The 19,342-nt window shown below is 58.4% G+C and carries 17 protein-coding genes; 7 read left to right on the forward strand and 10 right to left on the reverse strand.

The window, feature by feature from the left end:
- The first annotated feature begins 70 nt into the window (after positions 1 to 70).
- A complete protein-coding gene (dkgA, locus tag IM294_RS05725; protein ID WP_021242117.1) occupies positions 71 to 898 on the forward strand; it encodes a 2,5-didehydrogluconate reductase DkgA in 828 nt (275 codons plus the stop codon).
- A gap of 73 nt (positions 899 to 971) precedes the next feature.
- Here the strand turns inward: dkgA and IM294_RS05730 are convergent, their stop codons facing one another.
- From IM294_RS05730 to IM294_RS05750, 5 genes are all read right to left on the reverse strand, one after another.
- Positions 972 to 3,143, reverse strand: coding sequence for a YgiQ family radical SAM protein (locus IM294_RS05730; RefSeq protein ID WP_048959528.1), 2,172 nt, complete (start codon positions 3,141 to 3,143; stop codon positions 972 to 974).
- A 131-nt stretch (positions 3,144 to 3,274) separates the two neighbouring features.
- On the reverse strand, positions 3,275 to 4,687 hold the full coding sequence (gene ftsP / locus IM294_RS05735) for a cell division protein FtsP (protein ID WP_028014423.1): 1,413 nt from the start codon (positions 4,685 to 4,687) through the stop codon (positions 3,275 to 3,277).
- Between the two features lie 58 nt (positions 4,688 to 4,745).
- Entirely contained in the window at positions 4,746 to 5,483 is a 738-nt protein-coding gene (plsC, locus tag IM294_RS05740) for a 1-acylglycerol-3-phosphate O-acyltransferase (protein WP_028014424.1), read from the reverse strand.
- Between the two features lie 162 nt (positions 5,484 to 5,645).
- On the reverse strand, positions 5,646 to 7,904 hold the full coding sequence (parC, locus tag IM294_RS05745) for a DNA topoisomerase IV subunit A (RefSeq protein WP_126817134.1): 2,259 nt from the start codon (positions 7,902 to 7,904) through the stop codon (positions 5,646 to 5,648).
- Positions 7,905 to 8,022: 118 nt separating this feature from the next.
- On the reverse strand, positions 8,023 to 8,424 hold the full coding sequence (locus IM294_RS05750) for a YgiW/YdeI family stress tolerance OB fold protein (RefSeq protein ID WP_126817133.1): 402 nt from the start codon (positions 8,422 to 8,424) through the stop codon (positions 8,023 to 8,025).
- Positions 8,425 to 8,563: 139 nt separating this feature from the next.
- On the opposite strand from IM294_RS05750, the gene qseB reads away from it, so the two are divergent.
- The 5 genes from qseB to lysM all read left to right on the forward strand — a co-directional run bounded on the left by qseB (position 8,564) and on the right by lysM (position 12,116).
- Positions 8,564 to 9,223 carry a quorum sensing response regulator transcription factor QseB gene (gene qseB, locus IM294_RS05755; protein WP_047364588.1) on the forward strand — a complete coding sequence of 220 codons (660 nt, stop codon included), beginning with the start codon at positions 8,564 to 8,566 and terminating at the stop codon, positions 9,221 to 9,223.
- Positions 9,220 to 10,557: a quorum sensing histidine kinase QseC gene (gene qseC, locus IM294_RS05760; RefSeq protein WP_126817132.1), complete on the forward strand. Its 1,338-nt coding sequence runs from the start codon at positions 9,220 to 9,222 to the stop codon at positions 10,555 to 10,557. Before qseB ends, qseC begins: the two co-directional genes overlap by 4 nt.
- A gap of 105 nt (positions 10,558 to 10,662) precedes the next feature.
- Positions 10,663 to 11,244, forward strand: coding sequence for an NAD(P)H-dependent oxidoreductase (locus tag IM294_RS05765; protein WP_041908121.1), 582 nt, complete (start codon positions 10,663 to 10,665; stop codon positions 11,242 to 11,244).
- A gap of 31 nt (positions 11,245 to 11,275) precedes the next feature.
- On the forward strand, positions 11,276 to 11,590 hold the full coding sequence (locus IM294_RS05770) for a putative quinol monooxygenase (RefSeq protein ID WP_008502984.1): 315 nt from the start codon (positions 11,276 to 11,278) through the stop codon (positions 11,588 to 11,590).
- A gap of 85 nt (positions 11,591 to 11,675) precedes the next feature.
- Positions 11,676 to 12,116, forward strand: coding sequence for a peptidoglycan-binding protein LysM (gene lysM, locus IM294_RS05775; protein ID WP_028014428.1), 441 nt, complete (start codon positions 11,676 to 11,678; stop codon positions 12,114 to 12,116).
- Positions 12,117 to 12,148: 32 nt separating this feature from the next.
- Here lysM and IM294_RS05780 read toward each other — a convergent pair whose 3' ends face one another.
- The 3 genes from IM294_RS05780 to IM294_RS05790 are packed head-to-tail and all read right to left on the reverse strand — an operon-like array spanning position 12,149 to position 16,466.
- A complete protein-coding gene (locus IM294_RS05780; RefSeq protein ID WP_045261339.1) occupies positions 12,149 to 13,336 on the reverse strand; it encodes a glycoside hydrolase family 88 protein in 1,188 nt (395 codons plus the stop codon).
- Positions 13,337 to 13,353: 17 nt separating this feature from the next.
- The gene (locus tag IM294_RS05785; RefSeq protein ID WP_126817131.1) at positions 13,354 to 14,619 is read right to left on the reverse strand and encodes an oligosaccharide MFS transporter; all 1,266 of its coding nucleotides are present in this window, start codon (positions 14,617 to 14,619) and stop codon (positions 13,354 to 13,356) included.
- 32 nt (positions 14,620 to 14,651) lie between these two features.
- Positions 14,652 to 16,466, reverse strand: coding sequence for a DUF2264 domain-containing protein (locus IM294_RS05790; protein WP_126817129.1), 1,815 nt, complete (start codon positions 16,464 to 16,466; stop codon positions 14,652 to 14,654).
- Between the two features lie 166 nt (positions 16,467 to 16,632).
- Between IM294_RS05790 and IM294_RS05795 the strand changes: the two genes are divergently transcribed.
- Positions 16,633 to 17,472 carry an AraC family transcriptional regulator gene (locus IM294_RS05795; protein WP_126817127.1) on the forward strand — a complete coding sequence of 280 codons (840 nt, stop codon included), beginning with the start codon at positions 16,633 to 16,635 and terminating at the stop codon, positions 17,470 to 17,472.
- Positions 17,473 to 17,514: 42 nt separating this feature from the next.
- Here IM294_RS05795 and IM294_RS05800 read toward each other — a convergent pair whose 3' ends face one another.
- Complete coding sequence (locus IM294_RS05800) at positions 17,515 to 18,390, reverse strand: MurR/RpiR family transcriptional regulator (RefSeq protein WP_126817125.1); 876 nt, start codon at positions 18,388 to 18,390, stop codon at positions 17,515 to 17,517.
- On the reverse strand, positions 18,387 to 19,337 hold the full coding sequence (locus tag IM294_RS05805; RefSeq protein ID WP_048959954.1) for an iron-siderophore ABC transporter substrate-binding protein: 951 nt from the start codon (positions 19,335 to 19,337) through the stop codon (positions 18,387 to 18,389). The genes IM294_RS05800 and IM294_RS05805 overlap by 4 nt, the downstream gene beginning before the upstream one ends.
- Between the last annotated feature and the right edge of the window lie 5 nt (positions 19,338 to 19,342).

Here is a 19,342-nt window from a genome sequence, read left to right on the forward strand (position 1 = left end):
TTCGTCCAGACTTAATGCACACCCCATCGCCGTAGTCCCCCTCCGGCGATGCGCACCTGAAGGAGGAAAAATGGCAAACCAAACCGTAATCAAGCTGCAGGACGGCAACGTGATGCCCCAGTTGGGGCTAGGTGTATGGAAAGCCGGTAACGACGAGGTCGTCTCCGCCATTCATAAAGCACTCGAAGTCGGCTATCGGTCGATTGATACCGCCGCCGCGTACAAAAACGAGGACGGCGTGGGGACCGCGCTGGCCAGCGCCGGCGTCCCCCGCGATGAGCTGTTCATCACCACTAAACTGTGGAACGACGATCAAAAGCGCCCCCGCGAAGCGTTGCAGGAGAGCCTGGAGAAACTCCAGCTTGATTTCGTCGATCTGTACCTGATGCACTGGCCGGTTCCGGCCATCGACCATTACGTTGACGCCTGGAAAGGGATGATTGAACTGCAGAAAGAGGGGCTGGTGAAAAGCATCGGCGTCTGTAACTTCCAGGTGCATCACCTGCAGCGCCTGATTGACGAAACGGGCGTCGCTCCGGTGATTAACCAGATCGAGCTGCACCCGCTGCTGCAGCAGCGCCAGCTTCACGCCTGGAACGCCACCCACAAGATCCAGACCGAGTCCTGGAGCCCGCTGGCGCAGGGCGGTGAAGGCGTGTTCGATCAGAAAATCATCCGCGACCTGGCGGATAAATACGGCAAAACCCCGGCGCAGATCGTCATTCGCTGGCATCTGGACAACGGCCTGGTGGTGATCCCGAAATCGGTCACGCCGTCGCGCATTGCCGAGAACTTCGACGTCTGGGATTTCCGACTGGACAAAGACGAGCTGGGTGAAATTGCGAAGCTGGATAAAGGTAAGCGGCTTGGGCCGGACCCGGATCAGTTTGGCGGGTAATCGCGTTAAAACGCCGGGTGGCGGCTTCGCCTTACCCGACCTACAAAAAACCCCGGCAAGCCGGGGTTTTCTTTTACGCTTTACGCTTCACAGGTTTCTTCACACTGGAATTACCGTTCGAACGCTGATGCACAATCGGCGTATGTTTGGTCAGCGCCGGGCGCGTATTACGGTTCTGGCGACGCGCTTCGCGCATCTCATCCAGCGTAGGAGCCGGAACCAGGCAGTCGCGGCGCGAGCCAATAAGGTGTTTTTTACCCATCTCTTCCAGCGCCTGGCGGATCAGCGGCCAGTTTTTCGGATCGTGGTAACGCAGCAGCGCCTTATGCAGACGACGCTGTTTATCCCCTTTCGGCACCACCACCTCTTCACTCTTGTAGCCAATCTTACTCAGCGGGTTTTTGCCGGTGTAATACATGGTCGTCGAGTTGGCGAGCGGTGAGGGATAGAAGTTCTGCACCTGATCCAGACGGAAGCGACGCTGCTTCAGCCACAGCGCCAGGTTCACCATGTCTTCATCGCGCGTGCCAGGATGCGCGGAGATGAAGTACGGGATCAGATACTGCTCTTTGCCCGCCTGCTTCGAGTAGGTGTCGAACAGCTGCTTAAAGCGATCGTAGCTGCCCATGCCCGGCTTCATCATCTTCGACAGCGGGCCTTCTTCGGTGTGCTCCGGCGCAATCTTCAGATAACCGCCGACGTGGTGCGTCGCCAGCTCTTTGATATAGCGAGGATCTTCCACGGCGATGTCGTAACGCACCCCGGAGGCGATGAGGATCTTTTTGATGCCCTTCAGGTCGCGCGCGCGGCGGTAGAGGTTGATCGTCGGCTCGTGGTTAGTATCCATGTGCTCGCAAATGCTTGGGTAGACGCAGGAGAGACGACGGCAGGTCTGCTCCGCGCGCGGCGACTTGCAGCGCAGCATATACATGTTCGCGGTTGGGCCGCCGAGATCGGAGATCACGCCGGTAAAGCCCGGCACCGTGTCGCGAATGGCTTCGATCTCATTGATGATCGAATCCTCAGAGCGGCTCTGGATAATACGGCCTTCGTGTTCGGTAATGGAGCAGAAGGAGCAGCCGCCGAAGCAGCCGCGCATGATGTTGATCGAGAAGCGGATCATCTCATACGCCGGGATACGGGCGTTGCCGTACGCCGGGTGTGGCACGCGCTTGTACGGCAGCGCAAAGACGCTATCCATCTCTTCGGTGGAGAGCGGGATCGCCGGCGGGTTGATCCAGATGAAGCGCTCGCCGTGCTTCTGCATTAGCGCGCGGGCGCAGCCCGGGTTGGTTTCATGGTGCAGAATACGGGACGCGTGCGCGTAGAGCACCTTGTCGGCTTTCACCTTCTCGTAGGACGGCAGCAGCACGTAGGTCTTTTCCCACGGCTTCGGGCGCGGCGGCTGCACAACGATAGCCTTCGCTTCCGCTTTCTTCGGCTCAACCGGCTTGTTATCGGCACACGGCAGATCTTCACCGTACGGGTGCGGGATCGGGTCGATTTTGCCCGGCATATCAATAATGCGGGAATCCACCCCGCTCCAGCCCGGAAGCGCTTCTTTCACCATGATCGCAGTATTGCGCACGTCGCGGATGCTGCTCACCGGCTCGCCCTGCGACAGACGGTGCGCCACTTCCACCAGCGGACGCTCGCCGTTACCGTAAATCAGCATGTCGGCCTTGGAGTCCACCAGCACCGAGCGGCGCACGGTATCTGACCAGTAGTCGTAGTGCGCGGTGCGGCGCAGGCTCGCCTCGATGCCGCCGAGGATCACAGGCACGTCTTTCCAGGCTTCTTTGCAGCGCTGGGTATAAACCAGGGTCGCGCGGTCCGGACGTTTGCCCGCCACGTTATCCGGCGTGTAGGCATCGTCATGGCGCAGCTTACGGTCGGCGGTATAGCGGTTGATCATCGAGTCCATGTTGCCGGCGGTCACGCCGAAGAACAGGTTTGGTTTTCCCAGACGCATGAAGTCGTCTTTGCTGTTCCAGTCAGGCTGGGAGATGATCCCCACGCGGAAGCCCTGCGCTTCGAGCATACGGCCACAGATGGCCATGCCGAAGCTCGGGTGGTCAACGTAGGCATCGCCCGTGACCAGAATGATATCGCAGCTGTCCCAGCCCAGTTGGTCCATCTCTTCCCGGGACATCGGCAGGAACGGCGCCGGTCCAAAGCAGGCCGCCCAGTACTGGGGCCAGGAGAAGAGGTCACGATCCGGCTGGATCAGGGAAATTGCGCTCATAGTGCTTCCGAAGAAAAAATAGACAAAAGGGCGGGGATTATACGCTGGAACATTGTGGGAAATGAAGGGGTATTATGCGGGCTGTTGCCCTCACCCCAACCCTCTCCCACAGGGAGAGGGAGAAAAGCACGTTACGGCGCCGGATTCACCAGCATCTGCCCCACGGAACCCCTGTCCATCATCTCCAGCGTCTGGCTGTGGAACAGGAACGGGAAGTGCGGCCACGAAGGCTGACCGTAGTAGACGAGCAGTTCAACCTGGCCGTCCACCCACACGGTATCTTTCCAGCCGCGATCTTCCGGGAACGGCATCGCGCCATTAACGTTGCGGATCAGGAATGACACACCTTCAATATGGAACGACTGCGGCATGTCTGACCGGACCGTCCAGCGCTCCCAGGTGCCCTGCTGAGCAGTGATATCAATGCGATTTACATCCCACAGCGCGCCGTTAATGCCCGGATCGTCGCCCAGGCTGATATCACGGCTGCGCACCGGCGAGCCGCTCATGATCTCCTGCGGCAGCAGGCGCATCGGCAGGCTATCGGTGACCAACGGCAGCAGGCCGGTTGGACGCAGAGTAAGCACCAGCGTGGAGACCAGAATGCTCGACGGCTCAAAGAACCCGCGAATACGGTCAACGATGCTCGCGGCTTCACCACAGGTGACGGAGACTTCGTCCCCGTTGGTCATATCCACCAGAATTTCACGACGTTCACCCGGCGCCAGCGCCAGCTGTTTAACGGAGACCGGCGCGGGTAAAAAGCCCTGGTCGCCGGAGATTACGTGCAGCGGGCGGCCATCGCTCATCTGCAGCTGATAGCGACGCGAGTTAGAGGCGTTGAGCAGGCGCAGGCGCACCCAGCCGCGGGACACTTCCACGTACGGGCTCTGCGCGCCGTTAACCAGCAAGGTATCGCCGACAAAGCCACCGCTGCCCGGCTCGCTGTACTCCGGCGTACCGAAGTTATCCAGACGTTTGTCCTGAATAATGACCGGGAAATCGTCCACGCCGTAGTGGTTCGGGATCGGCAGAGATTTACTGACCTCATCTTCCACCAGCCACATGCCGGCCAGACCGTTATAGACCTGCTGCGCCGTACGGTTAGGGGTATTGGCGTGATACCACAGGGTTGCCGCGCTCTGGCGAATCGGCAGGACGGGCGCCCAGTCGGCGTTGGGGGACATCATTCGCGCCGCGCCGCCAATCAAAGGGCCAGGAACCTGTAAGCCGCTGATGGTCATGGCGACATTTTCAGCCGTACGGTTGCTGTAAATGAGCTTAACGTCATCGCCGTTCCAAACGCGGATGGTCGGCCCGAGGTAGCGCCCGTTAATGCCCCACACCGGCGCGCGCGTGCCTTGGGTAAAGGACCAGTGGCTGCGCTGAAGCGTGAGGAAAAGCGGCTGCCCGCGACGGGATTCAATCAACGGCGGAATGGGCAGCGGCTGCTGCTGCCCGGCGGCGCTGGCTGTCAGCGGCATCGCACCCGCACAAAGGGCAATCCCCGAAGCCTGAATAAACTGACGCCGACTGAGTGACATATAAGCTCCATCTGAAACGACTAACAACGCGGGAATTCTTTTTCCCTTTAACGCCGAATTAAACCTTACCGGCGGCTTCTCTTTCTGCGACTTCTTTATCCAGCAGCGCAATATGCTGAGCCATTAGCTCGCGGCAGTGTGCTGCCAGTTCGCGCACCTGGTCTTTACCGTATTTGCTGGTATCGACGGGTGGCAGCATTTCGACAATCACCAGACCATTATTCAGGCGGTTAAGATTAATCTTATTAGAAGTATTGGAAACGCACACGGGAATAATTGGAACACCTGCCGCAATTGCGGCATGAAACGCGCCGGTTTTAAACGGCAGCAGGCCGCGGCCGCGGCTACGCGTCCCTTCCGGGAACATCCAGATTGAGATCCGGCGCTTTTTAAAATGATTCACCACTTCTGCAATCGTGCCGTGCGCTTTTGCACGGTTGTTACGGTCGATCAGCAGGTTACCGGTCAGCCAGTACAGCTGGCCAAAAAACGGGATCCACAGCAGGCTTTTTTTCCCCACCGTCACAGTCGGAGGCAGAACAATATTGGAGGCCGTCACCATATCGTAGTTGTTCTGATGATTGGCGATATAGATTGCGTTACCGAAGTTCTCCGCTCCTTCAGGCAGGCGTTTTTCAACCTTCAGACCAAACAGCGGCGCAAGGCGACCGAACATATGGCCAAAGGTGGCAACATGCTTCGGATTACGCGGGCTGAACAGGCAGTAAATAGAGCCGAAAATACAGACCAGAATGCAGTAAATAACGGTAAGAATAAGACGAACAATGTATAGCATAGCGACCTCTGAAGCCCTGACAGCTGACAATTATACTTCACCTGTGGCCAGGTAAGGACTTTATTACGAGCGCGTATTGTTAATCGCAACGCACGAATTAACAACGATTTTACGGGAAATTTTATTGAAATACCCCCTCCGGACAGAGGGGGTGTCATGACATTACTCTTCGCTGTCGCCCGCGGTGCTGCGCGCAGGCGAATCAATCTCCACGCGGTCGATACGCTGCAGGCCGCGCATCAGCGAACCGCGGCGACCGCGCTCGCCCACCACTTTCTGCAGCTCTTCCGGGCGAAGCTTGATTTTACGCTTGCCAACGTGGATGGTCAGCGTGCTCTGCGGCGGCAGCAGGAAGAGGTGCGCCAGGCCATCTTCACCTTTCGCGGCTTCCGCCGACGGGATGTTGATGATCTTGTTGCCCTTACCTTTAGACAGCTCCGGCAGGTCGCTGACCGGGAACATCAGCATGCGTCCGGCAGAGGTGATCGCCAGCAGCATGTCGCTCTCGTTCTCAATCACCAGCGGCGTCATCACGCGGGCATTGTCCGGCAGGCTGATCAGCGCTTTACCGGCACGGTTACGCGACACGAGGTCGTTAAAGGTACAGATAAAGCCGTAGCCCGCATCGGACGCCATCAGCAGCTTCTGGTCGTCGGCCTCCATCAGCATGTGGTCAACCGTTGCGCCCGGCGGCAGCGTCAGCTTACCGGTGAGCGGTTCGCCCTGGCCGCGCGCGGAAGGCAACGTGATCGGGTCGATAGCGTAGCTGCGGCCCGTGGAGTCGATAAACGCCACCGGCTGGTTGCTCTTGCCTTTCACCGCCGCTTTAAAGCTGTCGCCCGCTTTGTAGCTCAGACCCGGCGCGTCGATATCGTGGCCTTTGGCGCTGCGCACCCAGCCGCTCTGCGACAGTACAATGGTCACCGGCTCGGACGGCTGCATGTCGTGCTCGTTCATCGCCTTCGCTTCTTCGCGCTCGTGCAGCGGAGAACGACGGTCGTCGCCGAAGGCATCGGCATCCGCCTGCAGCTCTTTCTTCAGCAGGGTGTTCATCTTGCGTTCGGAGGCGAGGATCGCCTGCAGCTGATCGCGCTCTTTTTCCAGCTCGCTTTGCTCGCCGCGGATCTTCATCTCTTCCAGCTTAGCGAGATGACGCAGCTTCAGTTCGAGGATCGCTTCGGCCTGGGTTTCGCTGATGCCAAAGCGTGACATCAGCGCAGGCTTCGGCTCGTCCTCGGTACGGATGATCTCAATCACTTCGTCGATATTGAGGAACGCCACCAGCAAACCTTCAAGGATATGCAGGCGCTTAAGCACTTTCTCCAGACGATGGTTCAGACGACGGCGCACCGTATCGCGGCGGAACGTCAGCCACTCGCTGAGGATCTCCAGCAGGTTTTTCACCGCCGGACGACCGTCCAGACCAATCATGTTCAGGTTGATGCGGTAGCTTTTTTCCAGATCGGTAGTGGCGAACAGGTGGTTCATCACCTGCTCCATGTCCACGCGGTTAGAGCGCGGCACGATCACCAGACGAGTCGGGTTCTCGTGGTCGGATTCGTCGCGCAGATCGTCCACCATCGGCAGCTTTTTATTGCGCATCTGGGCGGCGATCTGCTCCAGCACCTTCGCACCGGAAACCTGGTGCGGCAGCGCGGTGATCACCACGGCGCCGTCCTCTTTATTCCACACCGCGCGCATGCGCACGGAGCCGCGACCGTTCTGGTAGATCTTGCGGATTTCTGCACGCGAGGTGATGATCTCGGCTTCGGTCGGGTAATCCGGCCCCTGCACGATATCCAGCAGGTCGTCCAGCGAGGTTTTTGGCTGCTCGATCAGAGTGATGGCGGCTTTCGCCACTTCACGCAGGTTGTGCGGCGGAATGTCCGTCGCCATGCCGACCGCAATACCGGTGGTGCCGTTCAGCAGGATGTTCGGCAGACGCGCAGGCAGCATCTTCGGCTCCTGCAGCGTACCGTCGAAGTTTGGCACCCAGTCAACGGTTCCCTGACCCAGCTCGCCCAGCAGCACTTCGGCGTATTTGGACAGGCGGGATTCGGTATAACGCATCGCCGCGAAGGATTTCGGATCGTCCGGCGCACCCCAGTTCCCCTGCCCGTCCACCAGCGGATATCGGTAAGAGAACGGCTGGGCCATCAGCACCATCGCTTCATAGCAGGCGCTGTCGCCGTGCGGATGGTATTTACCCAGTACGTCACCGACGGTACGGGCGGATTTCTTGAACTTAGCGGTGGCGTTCAGCCCCAGTTCGGACATCGCATAGACGATGCGGCGCTGAACGGGCTTCAGGCCATCCCCGATAAACGGCAACGCCCTGTCCATGATGACGTACATGGAGTAGTTCAGGTAGGCGTTTTCCGTGAATTCATGTAGCGCGAGGCGCTCTGCCATATCGCTCATTACGTGTGATTCCTCAACTCAGAAACCGAAGGGTTTCAGGCAATATTGCCGCAGATACTACCTCATCTGACGAATTGAGTCACAAAGAAAAAGGGCCGCATAAGCGGCCCTTTTCGGGTTATTTGTTCAGCTTGATAACCTGCTTCACGTCGATTTCAAACTCGTTCCAGTCTTTGTCGACTTTACCCTGCAGCTCTACTTTATCCTGCGGGGTGACGGTCACGCCGTTCCAGCGCTTGTGGTCAATCTCAACCACCACCGTGCCGGACTCGTCGCGGAAGGTGTAGCGGTCATCGGACAGGCGCTCGGTAATGTTCCCGCGCAGCTTCACCCAGGCATCGTCCTTCAGATCTTTCACTTTAGCCGCGGTGGTGAGGTTGGCGTTGTTATCGACAAAACCGCCCTGCTGGGTTTGCGTCTGGGTCTGTGTCGCGGATGGGCCAGTAAAGCCGCCCTGTGTAGCAAAGACCGGCGCGGTGGTCATCATCATGATGGCAGCAATTGCAGCGAATTTTTTCATCTTCATCTCTCCCTTTAATGTCGTTTCGCAATCCATTAAACAGGGTAAACCTTAACAACTTCTTAAGGGGAAAATTTATTTATTTTTACTGTACAGCAGGCGCTTGCAGAGGGTTTACTGACGGCATCAAGGAGGGAACATGCGCATTTTACTGGTAGAAGACGACAGGTTAATCGGCGATGGCATCAAAGCAGGCTTAAGCAAACTGGGCTTTAGCGTGGACTGGTTTACCGACGGGAAAACCGGGCAGGCCGCGCTCGCCTCTGCGCCCTATGATGCCGTGGTGCTTGACCTGACCCTACCGGGAATTGACGGTCTGGAGATCCTGCGCGCCTGGCGCGAAAGCGGCCGCAGCGAGCCGGTACTGATCCTGACCGCGCGGGATGCGCTGAACCAGCGCGTTGAAGGGCTGCGCCTCGGTGCGGACGATTATCTCTGTAAGCCGTTCGCGCTGATAGAAGTGGCCGCCCGTCTGGAAGCGCTGGTGCGCCGCAGCCACGGTCAGACCCGCAGCGAGCTGCGTCACGGCAAGGTGACGCTCGATCCGGCAAGCCTCGTCGCCACGCTGGAGGGCGAAACGCTGACGCTTAAACCCAAAGAGTTCGCCCTGCTGGAGCTGCTGATGCGTAACGCGGGCCGGGTGCTGCCGCGCAAGCTGATCGAGGAAAAGCTTTATACCTGGGACGATGACGTCTCCAGCAACGCCGTCGAAGTCCATGTCCATCATTTACGCCGCAAGCTCGGGAGCGAGTTTATCCGCACCGTGCACGGCATCGGCTACACCTTGGGTGACGCATGAAGCTGAGCCTGAAGCTGCGCCTGACGCTCCTCTTTTTAGCGCTGTCTCTGACGGCCTGGTTTGCCGCCAGCCTGGTGGCGTGGCAGCAGACCACCCACAAGCTCGATAAGCTGTTCGACACCCAGCAGATGCTGTTTGCCAAACGGCTGCTGACGATGGATCTGGACGAGATCCGCGCGCCGGAGCGCATGCGCGAGGTGCCGAAAAAGGCCAAACACGGGCATCTGGACGATGACGCGCTGGCCTTCGCTATTTACGCTGCAGACGGCACGATGATCCTTAACGACGGCGAAAACGGGCGCGATATCCCGTATCACTATCGTCGTGACGGCTTTGATGACGGACGGCTTCAGGATGACAACGATGAATGGCGCTTTTTATGGCTGACGTCGCCAGACGGAAAATACCGCGTGGTGGTCGGCCAGGAGTGGGAGTACCGGCAGGATATGGCGCTGGACGTGGTCAGCTCGCAGCTGACGCCGTGGCTGGTGGCGCTGCCGGTGATGCTGCTATTGCTTATTGTCCTGCTGAGCCGGGAGCTGAAGCCCCTGAAAAAGCTGGCCCAGACCCTGCGCTCCCGCTCGCCGGACGCCACCGACGCCCTGCCCACTCAGGGCGTGCCGGCGGAAGTGCGCCCCCTGCTCGACTCGCTGAACCATCTTTTTACCCGTACCCAGGAGATGATGACCCGCGAGCGCCGCTTCACCTCCGACGCCGCCCACGAGCTGCGCAGCCCGCTGGCGGCGCTGAAGGTGCAAACCGACGTGGCGCAGCTTTCTCAGGACGATCCGCAAGCGCAGGAAAAAGCGCTGGCGCAACTGCACGCGGGTATCGACCGCGCCTCCCGGCTGGTGGATCAGCTTCTCACCCTGTCGCGCCTGGACTCGCTGGACAGCCTGGACGGCGTAGAACAGATAGCGATGGCCGACCTGCTGCAGTCTGCGGTAATGGATATTTATCCTTCTGCACAGCAGGCGGGTATTGATATACGCCTGCACATCAACGCGCCGGAGGTGACCCGCACGGGTCAGCAGCTGCTTCTGAGCCTGCTGGCGCGTAACCTGCTGGATAACGCCACCCGCTACAGCCCACGCGGCAGCGTGGTAGACGTGACGCTGAACACCCGTAGCGTTACCGTGCGCGACAATGGCCCGGGCATTTCGCCCGATACGCTGGCGCGTCTCGGCGAGCGCTTTTATCGTCCACCGGGTCAGGACGCCACGGGCAGCGGGCTGGGGCTATCCATTGTGAAACGCATTGCCGCGCTACACGGCATGCGCGTCTCGCTGGGCAATGCGCCAGAAGGCGGCTTTGAAGTGAAGGTTAACTGGTAAGGGATTATTGCGTTTAGCGCAAAAGACTTTGCACATTTTGCTTATTTTTCCGCTCCGTCCTCGCGCGTAGAATACCCGGCATACTCTCATCACCGAGGACAAATAATGAGCAATATTCTGATTATCAACGGCGCGAAAGAGTTCGCGCACTCTAAAGGCCAGCTGAATGACACCCTGACCGAGGTCGCGGACGGTTTCCTGCGCGACGCCGGGCATGATGTTAAGGTCGTGCGCGCGGACAGCAACTATGACGTGAAGGCCGAAGTGCAGAACTTCCTGTGGGCCGATGTGGTTGTCTGGCAGATGCCGGGCTGGTGGATGGGCGCGCCGTGGACTGTGAAAAAATACATGGACGACGTCTTCACTGAAGGTCATGGTTCGCTGTATGCCAGCGACGGACGCACCCGCTCAGACGCCTCTAAAAAATACGGCTCCGGCGGCCTGATTCAGGGCAAAAAATATATGCTCTCCCTGACCTGGAACGCCCCTCTGGAAGCCTTCACCGAAAAAGATCAGTTCTTCGAAGGCGTGGGCGTAGACGGCGCGTATCTGCCGTTCCACAAGGCGAACCAGTTCCTGGGGATGGATCCGTTGCCGACCTTTATCGTCAACGACGTGATTAAAATGCCTGACGTCCCGAGCTATATCGCAGAATATCGCAAGCATCTCGCGAAAATTTTTGCTTAACTGGTAGCCTGGAATTAAAGGAGTAGTAACCATGCTTACAGTAATCGCAGAAATCCGTACTCGTCCAGGTCAACATCACCGCCAGGCGGTGCTGGATCAGTTCGCGAAAATCATCCCAACCGTACTGAAAGAAGAAGGCTGCCACGGCTACGCGCCGATGGTGGACGCCGCTACCGACGCAAGCTTCCAGGCCACTGCGCCAGACTCCATTATCATGGTTGAGCAGTGGGAAACCGTCGCGCACCTTGAAGCACACCTGCAGACCGCGCACATGAAAGCGTGGAGCGATGCGGTGAAGGGTGACGTGCTGGAGACCCACATCCGTATTCTGGAGCAAGGGGTTTAAAACCTGCCTTCCCTCTCCTTCCGGGGAGGGAATTCTCTCTGACCTGCTATGCTTATTCTGACTTCATGATTAACAGGAGGATGGAATGGGTCTTTTTAACTTCGTGAAAGAAGCAGGCGAAAAGCTATGGGATAACCTGACCGACCACAAAGGTCAGAGCGACAAAATCACCGAGCACCTCAAGAAACTCAACATTCCCGGTTCAGACAAAGTTCAGGTTAACGTTACCGACGGCAAGGCCAGCGTGACGGGTGACGGGCTGACCCAGGAGCAGAAAGAAAAAATCCAGGTCGCCGTCGGCAACATCGCGGGCGTCAGCGAGGTGGAGAACAACATCACCACGACCGATGCCAAAGATGAAGCCACCTACTACACGGTAAAATCCGGCGACACCCTGAGCGCTATCTCCAAAACCGTGTACGGCGATGCCAACCAGTACAACAAGATTTTTGAGGCTAACCGCCCGATGCTCTCAAGCCCGGATAAAATCTACCCCGGCCAGACGCTGCGTATTCCTAAAGCGTGATCCGCGAGTCGGGGGATGCCCCCCGACCGTTTTTACCAGTACAGTTTCCAGCTCTGCGTAAAGCGCACCAGCGCCTCCACGTAGAAGTAATCTCCCCAGCTCGCACACTCGTCCACCCCTTTGTTGCTCGCCAGGTGATAGACCGAGTGCTTCAGCAGCCCGGTGCCCTTCTCCTCTTTGCCCATCAGGTAGTGCTTCGTCAGTGACGACATAATGCCTTTGGCCCACTCCAGATACCGCTCCCGGTCCGGATCCGTCACGGGCAGGTGCTTCACCAGCTCCAGCAGCCCGCACACCGCAATCGCCGCCGAGGACGAATCGCGCAGCGCGTCGGTCCCCACCAGCGCCAGATCCCAGTGGCAGACGTAGTCTTCCGGGAGGCGGTTGAGGAAGTAGTTCGCCAGCCGCTTCGACAGGGCGACCATCGTCTCGTCGCCGGTATAGATATAGCTCAGCAGGAAGCCGTAAATCCCCCACGCCTGCCCGCGCGACCAGCAGGAGTCATCGGCATAGCCCTGCTGGGTGTTGCCGTAGCGCGGCGCGCCGGTTTGTACGTCCATATAATAGGTGTGGAACGTCGAGGCATCGTCGCGGATGAGATACCTCGCCGCCTGCATGACGTGCGCTTTTGCGGCGTCAGCAAAGCGCGGATCCCCCGTCTGCTCCGTCGCCCAGTAGAGCAGCGGCAGGTTCATGTTGCAGTCGATGATCATCCGTCCGGCCTGCTCCGGGTCTGAAAGATCGCCCCACGCCTGAATGATTTTCGCCTTCTCATGAAAGCGCTCCAGCAGGGCTTCAGCCGCCAGCAGGGAGAAACCGCGCGCCTCGCGGCTGCCGGTAAGTCTCCAGGCCGCCACGCAGGAGAGCGTGTACAGGAAGCCCAGATCGTGAGTGTTGGTGTCGCTGCGCCCGGCGATGCGCAGGCCGAAGGAGCGCACGTGTTTTTCCGCCATCGAGCGGAATTTCTCCTCGCCGCTCATCTCCCACGCCAGCCACAGCTGGCCGGTCCAGAAGCTGGTTGTCCACTCTACGTTGTCGGTCAGCGGGTAATAACCGTTCCGGCAGGTTTCCGCCGGGAACTGCTCTCCGAATGCCGTTAAATGACGGCTAATCAACTCGAGGACGTGGCTACGCGCAGAAATCAGTTCATCGCTAAACAGGCGCGAGTCTACGGGAGCAGGAATGGCAGACAGGCGTTCCTCTCTGATACGACTTAACATATTTCGGTTCCTTGTGGTCAGCGTGATGAAGGTTCTGCTACGTTCAGCGGGCGGGGGCCGCGCCATTTACTCTGGCAGGCGGATAACGTAAAAGCAGAAATAAGGGTAAAGATCAGCGCGGTCGCCCCCATGATGATATAGGTCTGTTCAAAGCCGATGCGGTCATACATATATCCGGCAGGCGAGGAAACCACCACGTTCCCCACGTACAGCATCGCCTGATAGCCCAGTAAATACATGGTGGCGTTCACGCGCTTGTCGAAATGCTCCGCAATATATTTAAAGACCGACACCAGCAGCAGGCAAATTTCTATACCGTATAGCGGCTTGAGCACGGAAATTAACAGATGCGAGTCGCACATCCCGGAAATAATCAAACGCGCCCCGACGATCAGCCCGACAATTAATAGCCCGCGTCTGGCGCCAATAAAGTTAACGAACAGCGGGACAACCATATACATGACGAATTCTATGCCCGACTGCACGGTGCCGAGATAGCCAAACACCGCGTTGCCCTCATGAATATCGTCAAAGAAGGTGACGAAATAGCGCGAGAACTGCTGCTCGGCGATAAACATCATCCACGCCACGCCCGCCACGTACAGGCAAAAAGCCCAGAATTTACGGTTACGCAGCAGGGCGTACACATCTGCCGGGGCGATTTTCTCTTTGGTCAGTACCGCATCGGCATGAACGGAGTCAGTGTTCACTTTCAGGCTGAGCAGGACAACCAGCATCACGATCGACGCCACGCTGCCCATAATGAAGTTATAGGTCGGTGAGAGGTTGAACAGCAGGCCGGAGAAGGACGATGCCACCGCCCAGCCGAGCGAGCCCCACATACGAATTTGCCCGAACTCCATGCCGTTTAAGCGGCTGAAGCGGTCGGAATAGGATTCACACGCCGCCACGCCTGCATACCAGGCAAAGCTTAAATAGAGCGCGCCGATAATAATCCCCGGCAAGGTACTGGACATTAACAGCGGCTGATAGACGTAAATAAAAAACGGCGCCATCAGGGCCGACATGGCGACCACAAAATAGAGCAGATATTTGCTCATGCCGATTTTATCGAGAATATAGCCGTAGATGGGTTTGAGGATAACGGAAAATATTCCGTTCACCGCGAACACGGTTCCAATTACCGTCCCGCTGAGATTCGCTTTTTGACCCAGCCAGATCGCCAGCAGGCCAATACTCGCGGACCAGGTAAAGAAATAGAGAAAAATAAAGCTGCTGATTTTGTAATATTCGGTTCTGTTGGTTGTCGATGTATTTTTCATACCATCCTCGCCGAGGTGTAGGGTCAGAATTTTTATAACGTGAACGACAGCAGACGTTCGCCTCCAGGGTCGCGGATTACGACCCGGTTATGGTTCATATCCAGCTGCGGCGCGGCCGCAACGTTCTGTTTTTCACTGGCAATGACGGCGCAGCAGAGCCAGCGCTCTCCCGGATGGAGATCGGTTTTTAACAGCGGAATGGAGGCGCACTCCGGGAACATGATGCTGCTGTTCGGCGGCGTGACGATGCTGTCCGGGGTGCGTTCAATGAAAGGCGACAGATCGACAATCGCACTGCTGCCGTTCTCTGCCGCCAGATAGCTGCCGCGCGCGCGGATCTGGTGCTCCGTTTTCATCACGGCGAAACCGCCCTCCGCCGTTTGCAGCGTGCGCGCGCTGTTGATGCGGTGCAGGCGCAAATGCCACTCGCCAAACGGGATTTGCCAGGTCTCGATGTGCACGTCGTGCCACGGCGACCAGCGTGAATAGATGTAGTTTTCATCCACCCGCACCGCGTCGCACTCGCGACGGCCGCGGAAATAGTTATCCCCGTCCGCCAGCAGCAGCATGGAATCACAGGCCGCATGCTTCAGGCCAAAGCGCCCGCGCTCAATGGTGAAGCCAAAGCGGCTGGAGTAGGCAAATTTGGTGTATTTCGCTTCGGTGTTGACGTAGTTGTTCAGCTCCAGCTGACCGGCGGTGAGCATGGTGACGTGCTGAGAGTTCGTCGAATGCATCAGGATCTGCTGCGCGTGCGGGATGACGTGCTTCTCCGCCAGCGTGGGCAGCGGCTGTTCTTCTGCCTGCCAGAACGGATGCGTCTCCGGCAGCGCCAGAATCAGGTAGCTTTTTAGCGCCCAGTAGGGCGAGCCGGGAGAGTTATAGTCCTCACACATGGCGAGGTTCGGGCAGGCAAAACCGAGGGTCAGAATGCCGTCCCGGTCGGTAATTGTCCGCTGCTGCCACCAGCGGAGATGGCGCAGAATAATGCCTTTCACAATACCCGGCGTGAACACGTCAAGTTCAGAGAAGGCAACCGCGCTCCAGAAGGCGACCATCGCAAAGCGGTAGGTCAGGCTGCGGCCAAACGGTACCGACGCGCCGTCCGCGGCGGACCAGTAGATAAAGTCCTCCGCAAACAGACGCGAGCGCTCGCGCAGCACTTCTGCCCTCGCCTCATCGCCGCTTAAAGTGGCGTAAATCAGGCCGTAGAAGTGGAACGCCATGGAGATGTAATAATCTTTCGGGCGACCCGCGCCGTCGGAATACCAGCCGTCACCCAGGTAATAGGCCTCCATCAGCGCAAACCGATGGTCGATGGCGGCCTGGTCGTACGGCAGCCCGGCGCGTTTGAAGCCCAGTTGGACCATAATGGCAAAGTAGTTCCAGTTGCTGTCGGGCATCTGCGCGTCGGCAATCTGATTCAGCCACGCGTGCAGGTTCATCACCTCGCGCTCGCTGAAGCAATCGGTGAGTTTATTCCCCAGCAGGGAAAGCCCCAGACCGTAGGATGCCATCTCGACCAGACGCTGATCGTACGGACCGGTTTCGCCCCAGTAGCCCGGGCTTTGCGGATCGGTGCCGATCCTGATGGCCTGCATGTACTTCTCGCTAAACGGCGAAGCATCGCCCGAAGCCAACAGCGGAAACAGCCCCCATAGCGCGCGGGAGAGCCCCTCCATCTGCGCGATATCCGTCGCGTAGTGCGCGCAGGTATCACCCAGCGAGAACCGCGAATGATTTACCGGAAACTGCTTATCCAGCGCGCCAAGTAAGGTATTCAGAGACGCCACGACGTCCTGGCGTGAAGACAACAGATTTGATTTTTCTTCGCTTTCCGCCCGCATAGTTCCACCCTCGTCATCAACTGCGGCCAAGCATAGTGAATGCGTAAGGTGGAGAAATGTTAGCCACGTCACAGGTGAGAACGTTCGATAAACCTGCGGTTGATAAAATTTAAAAAGGTGGTTTATAAATCTCTTCTGACGGGGAAAAGTTGAGTTTTATTGCACTATGCATGACGCGCCCATAACCGATCGTCTTGAGCTTATTACCTTAAACGACACCGTAGCGTCGTTCAGCCGCCTGTTTGCTAACACGGTGCGTTACCACCACTGGCATCAGTGTCTTGAAATTCTCTATGTGGAAGAAGGGTTTGGCGTCGCGATTGTCGATAACCGTCACTACACCATGCGCCCCGGACGCCTGTTTTTCTTTCCGCCGTTCACCCTGCATAAAGTCAGGGTAGACGAACAGGCGGAAGCGATTTACCGGCGCACGATTATTCACCTCGACCACCATGCGGTGCTGAAGTGCCTGCGTGATTTTCCGCACACGCAGCAGCGGCTGGAGAAACTCTCGCGTCGCGGCTCAGAGGCGTGGGTGGTTGACCTGGCACACTGCCACAGCCATGTCGATCATCTGTTCAGCTGTTATCCGCCGCCGATGAGCAGCGAAAGCATCGCCGGGCTGCTGATTAGCCTGTTTGCTATGTTGCCTGACGATCGTACCGGCGCACCGGGCAGCAGCACGGGGATCGCCAGCCAGGTGATGTTCTGGCTGGACGAGCATTATCAGGAGAAATTCCGCCTCGACGCGCTGGCGACGGAGCTGGGCAGATCGCGCAGCTACGTGTCGCGAAAATTTCATGTGGAGACGGGGGAGAAAATCCACCACTACCTGAACACGCTCCGCCTGCGTAAGGCGTGCGAATGCCTGCTGCACAGTGACGCGAGCGTGCGGGAGATTGCCGTGCGGGTGGGATTTTCTGACGTGACCTGGTTTATCAGCGCGTTTAAGAAGGGGATTGGGGAGACGCCGCTGCAGTACCGGAAGAACCATCGTGCGGTATGACAACCCTCACCCGCCCCTCTCCTTCAAAGGAGAGGGAGACAATCAACTGCTTTTCTTGCCCGGCTTTAGCCCACGGTGAAGCTCGTTGATGCGCTTCATCGACTTGATGGTGCGCTGCGGCTCGGTGGAGGCGACGGATAAAACAATCATCTCCAGGCACAGCAGCACCGTGCTGTGGAGCGGGATTTTGCCCTTCTCGCCGCCGCGCGGAACGTGGATCACCACGCTGGCCTCTTTGCTGAATCGTGAGTCGGTGGCATTGGTGAGCAAAATGGTGGGAATACCCAGCCGTTTCGCTTCGCGCAGCGTGGTCTGCCCTTCCCGATGCGCGGATTTTTGCGCCATCATGATCAGCACATCCCCGCGCTGGAGACCTATCAGCTGCTCGGCCAGCCCTATTCCGGTGCGGTTAAGCGGCGTGGCGGGTAGCCCCATCCGGCTGAACAGCCTGGCGGTGTAGTCGGCCAAAATCCCGGACGCGCCAATCCCAAATATGGCAACCTGCCTCGCCTGCGCCAGCAGCGAGACCGCCTGCGCCATCGCGAAGCGGTTGTGGGGTTCAGACAACACCTCACAGGTGTGCTGATGCCCCTCCAGCACGAAATCAATGCTCGCATTGACGTCGCTGGTCAGCGTATTCACCGTGGTGGAGATCTTTTCGCTGGAGGTCACGACCGGGCCAAACCACTGCTCCAGCGTCTGCTTGAGATCGCGCAGCCCGGCGAAACCCAGCGCCTGGATGGCGCGAACGACGGTAGCGTCCGACGTTTTCAGCAGCGTCGCGATCTCCATTGCCGTCTGTTCCATCACCGCTTCACGATTTTCATTGATATAGCGCGCCACCTGCAGCAGGCGCGGCGTGAGCTGGTGCGACCGGGAGCGGAGGCGGTCGCCGAAGAGATCAACTTTACGGCTCATCGTGACGCCTCCGGCAGCGGACGTCCGGCAATCTGCGACTGGACCTGCGCGGCCATCAGCCCTAACGAGGCGAACGAGTTCGAGATGGCCTCTTCACGCGAGATCAGCACGTAATGTCCGGTCCGACAGGCATTCAGGAACTGACACCAGCCCGGCATCACCGCATCCATCGCCGCCAGCTCATCCTGCGGTTTGCCGCCCGTATCCCCGCGCCAGGTGGCGAAAACGAAATCCGCATCCAGCTCCGGCAGCCGCTCGGCGCTGACGTCAATGCGTCCCCCTTCCGGGATGGACTCAATCAGCGGCGGGAAGGTGAACCCGGCATCACGCAGCACGCGGCCCAGCGAGTGATAGCTGTGCATGGCGTTGATTTTCCCCTGATTGGCCTGAATCACCGACACGCTCACTTTGCGGGTATCAATAGTCGCTTTCAGCGCCTTAATTTGCTCCTGATAGCGCCGCTCCAGAACCTTGAGCCGCGCCTGCGTGCCCGTCAGCTGCGCCAGCTTGCGGTAGATCTCCGGCGCGCCGCCGTCGAGATGATCGATACTCACCGTCGGGGCAATTTTCTCCAGCTGTTCCACCGGGGTATTTCGCGTCGGCTCGGTAATGATCAGGTCAGGCTTTGCGGCGGCGATGGCTTCAATGTCGATATCCGCAGTGCCGATAAATTTGATGTCGGAATTATCGAAGTCGACGCCGGTCAACATGCCGCTGGAGCGCAGAAAATGGCTGCCGTCCGGCCGGGTGCGGCCATGGCTCGCCACCGGCGGCACGCCAAGCTCAATCAGCGGAATAGTAATGTCCAGGTCGTGTAGCGAGACGATCCGTTTCGGATGCACCGGCACCACCACCTTACGGTTCAGATCGTCAGTAAACGTCTGCGTCGGCTCGGTCGCGCTCGCCGCAAACCCCACCAGCAACAGCAATGAAAACAGTATGCGCATGTTAA

Origin of the sequence: Enterobacter cloacae complex sp. P43RS (assembly GCF_014930585.1) — a bacterium.
Classification (GTDB): Bacteria; Pseudomonadota; Gammaproteobacteria; order Enterobacterales; family Enterobacteriaceae; genus Enterobacter; species Enterobacter bugandensis.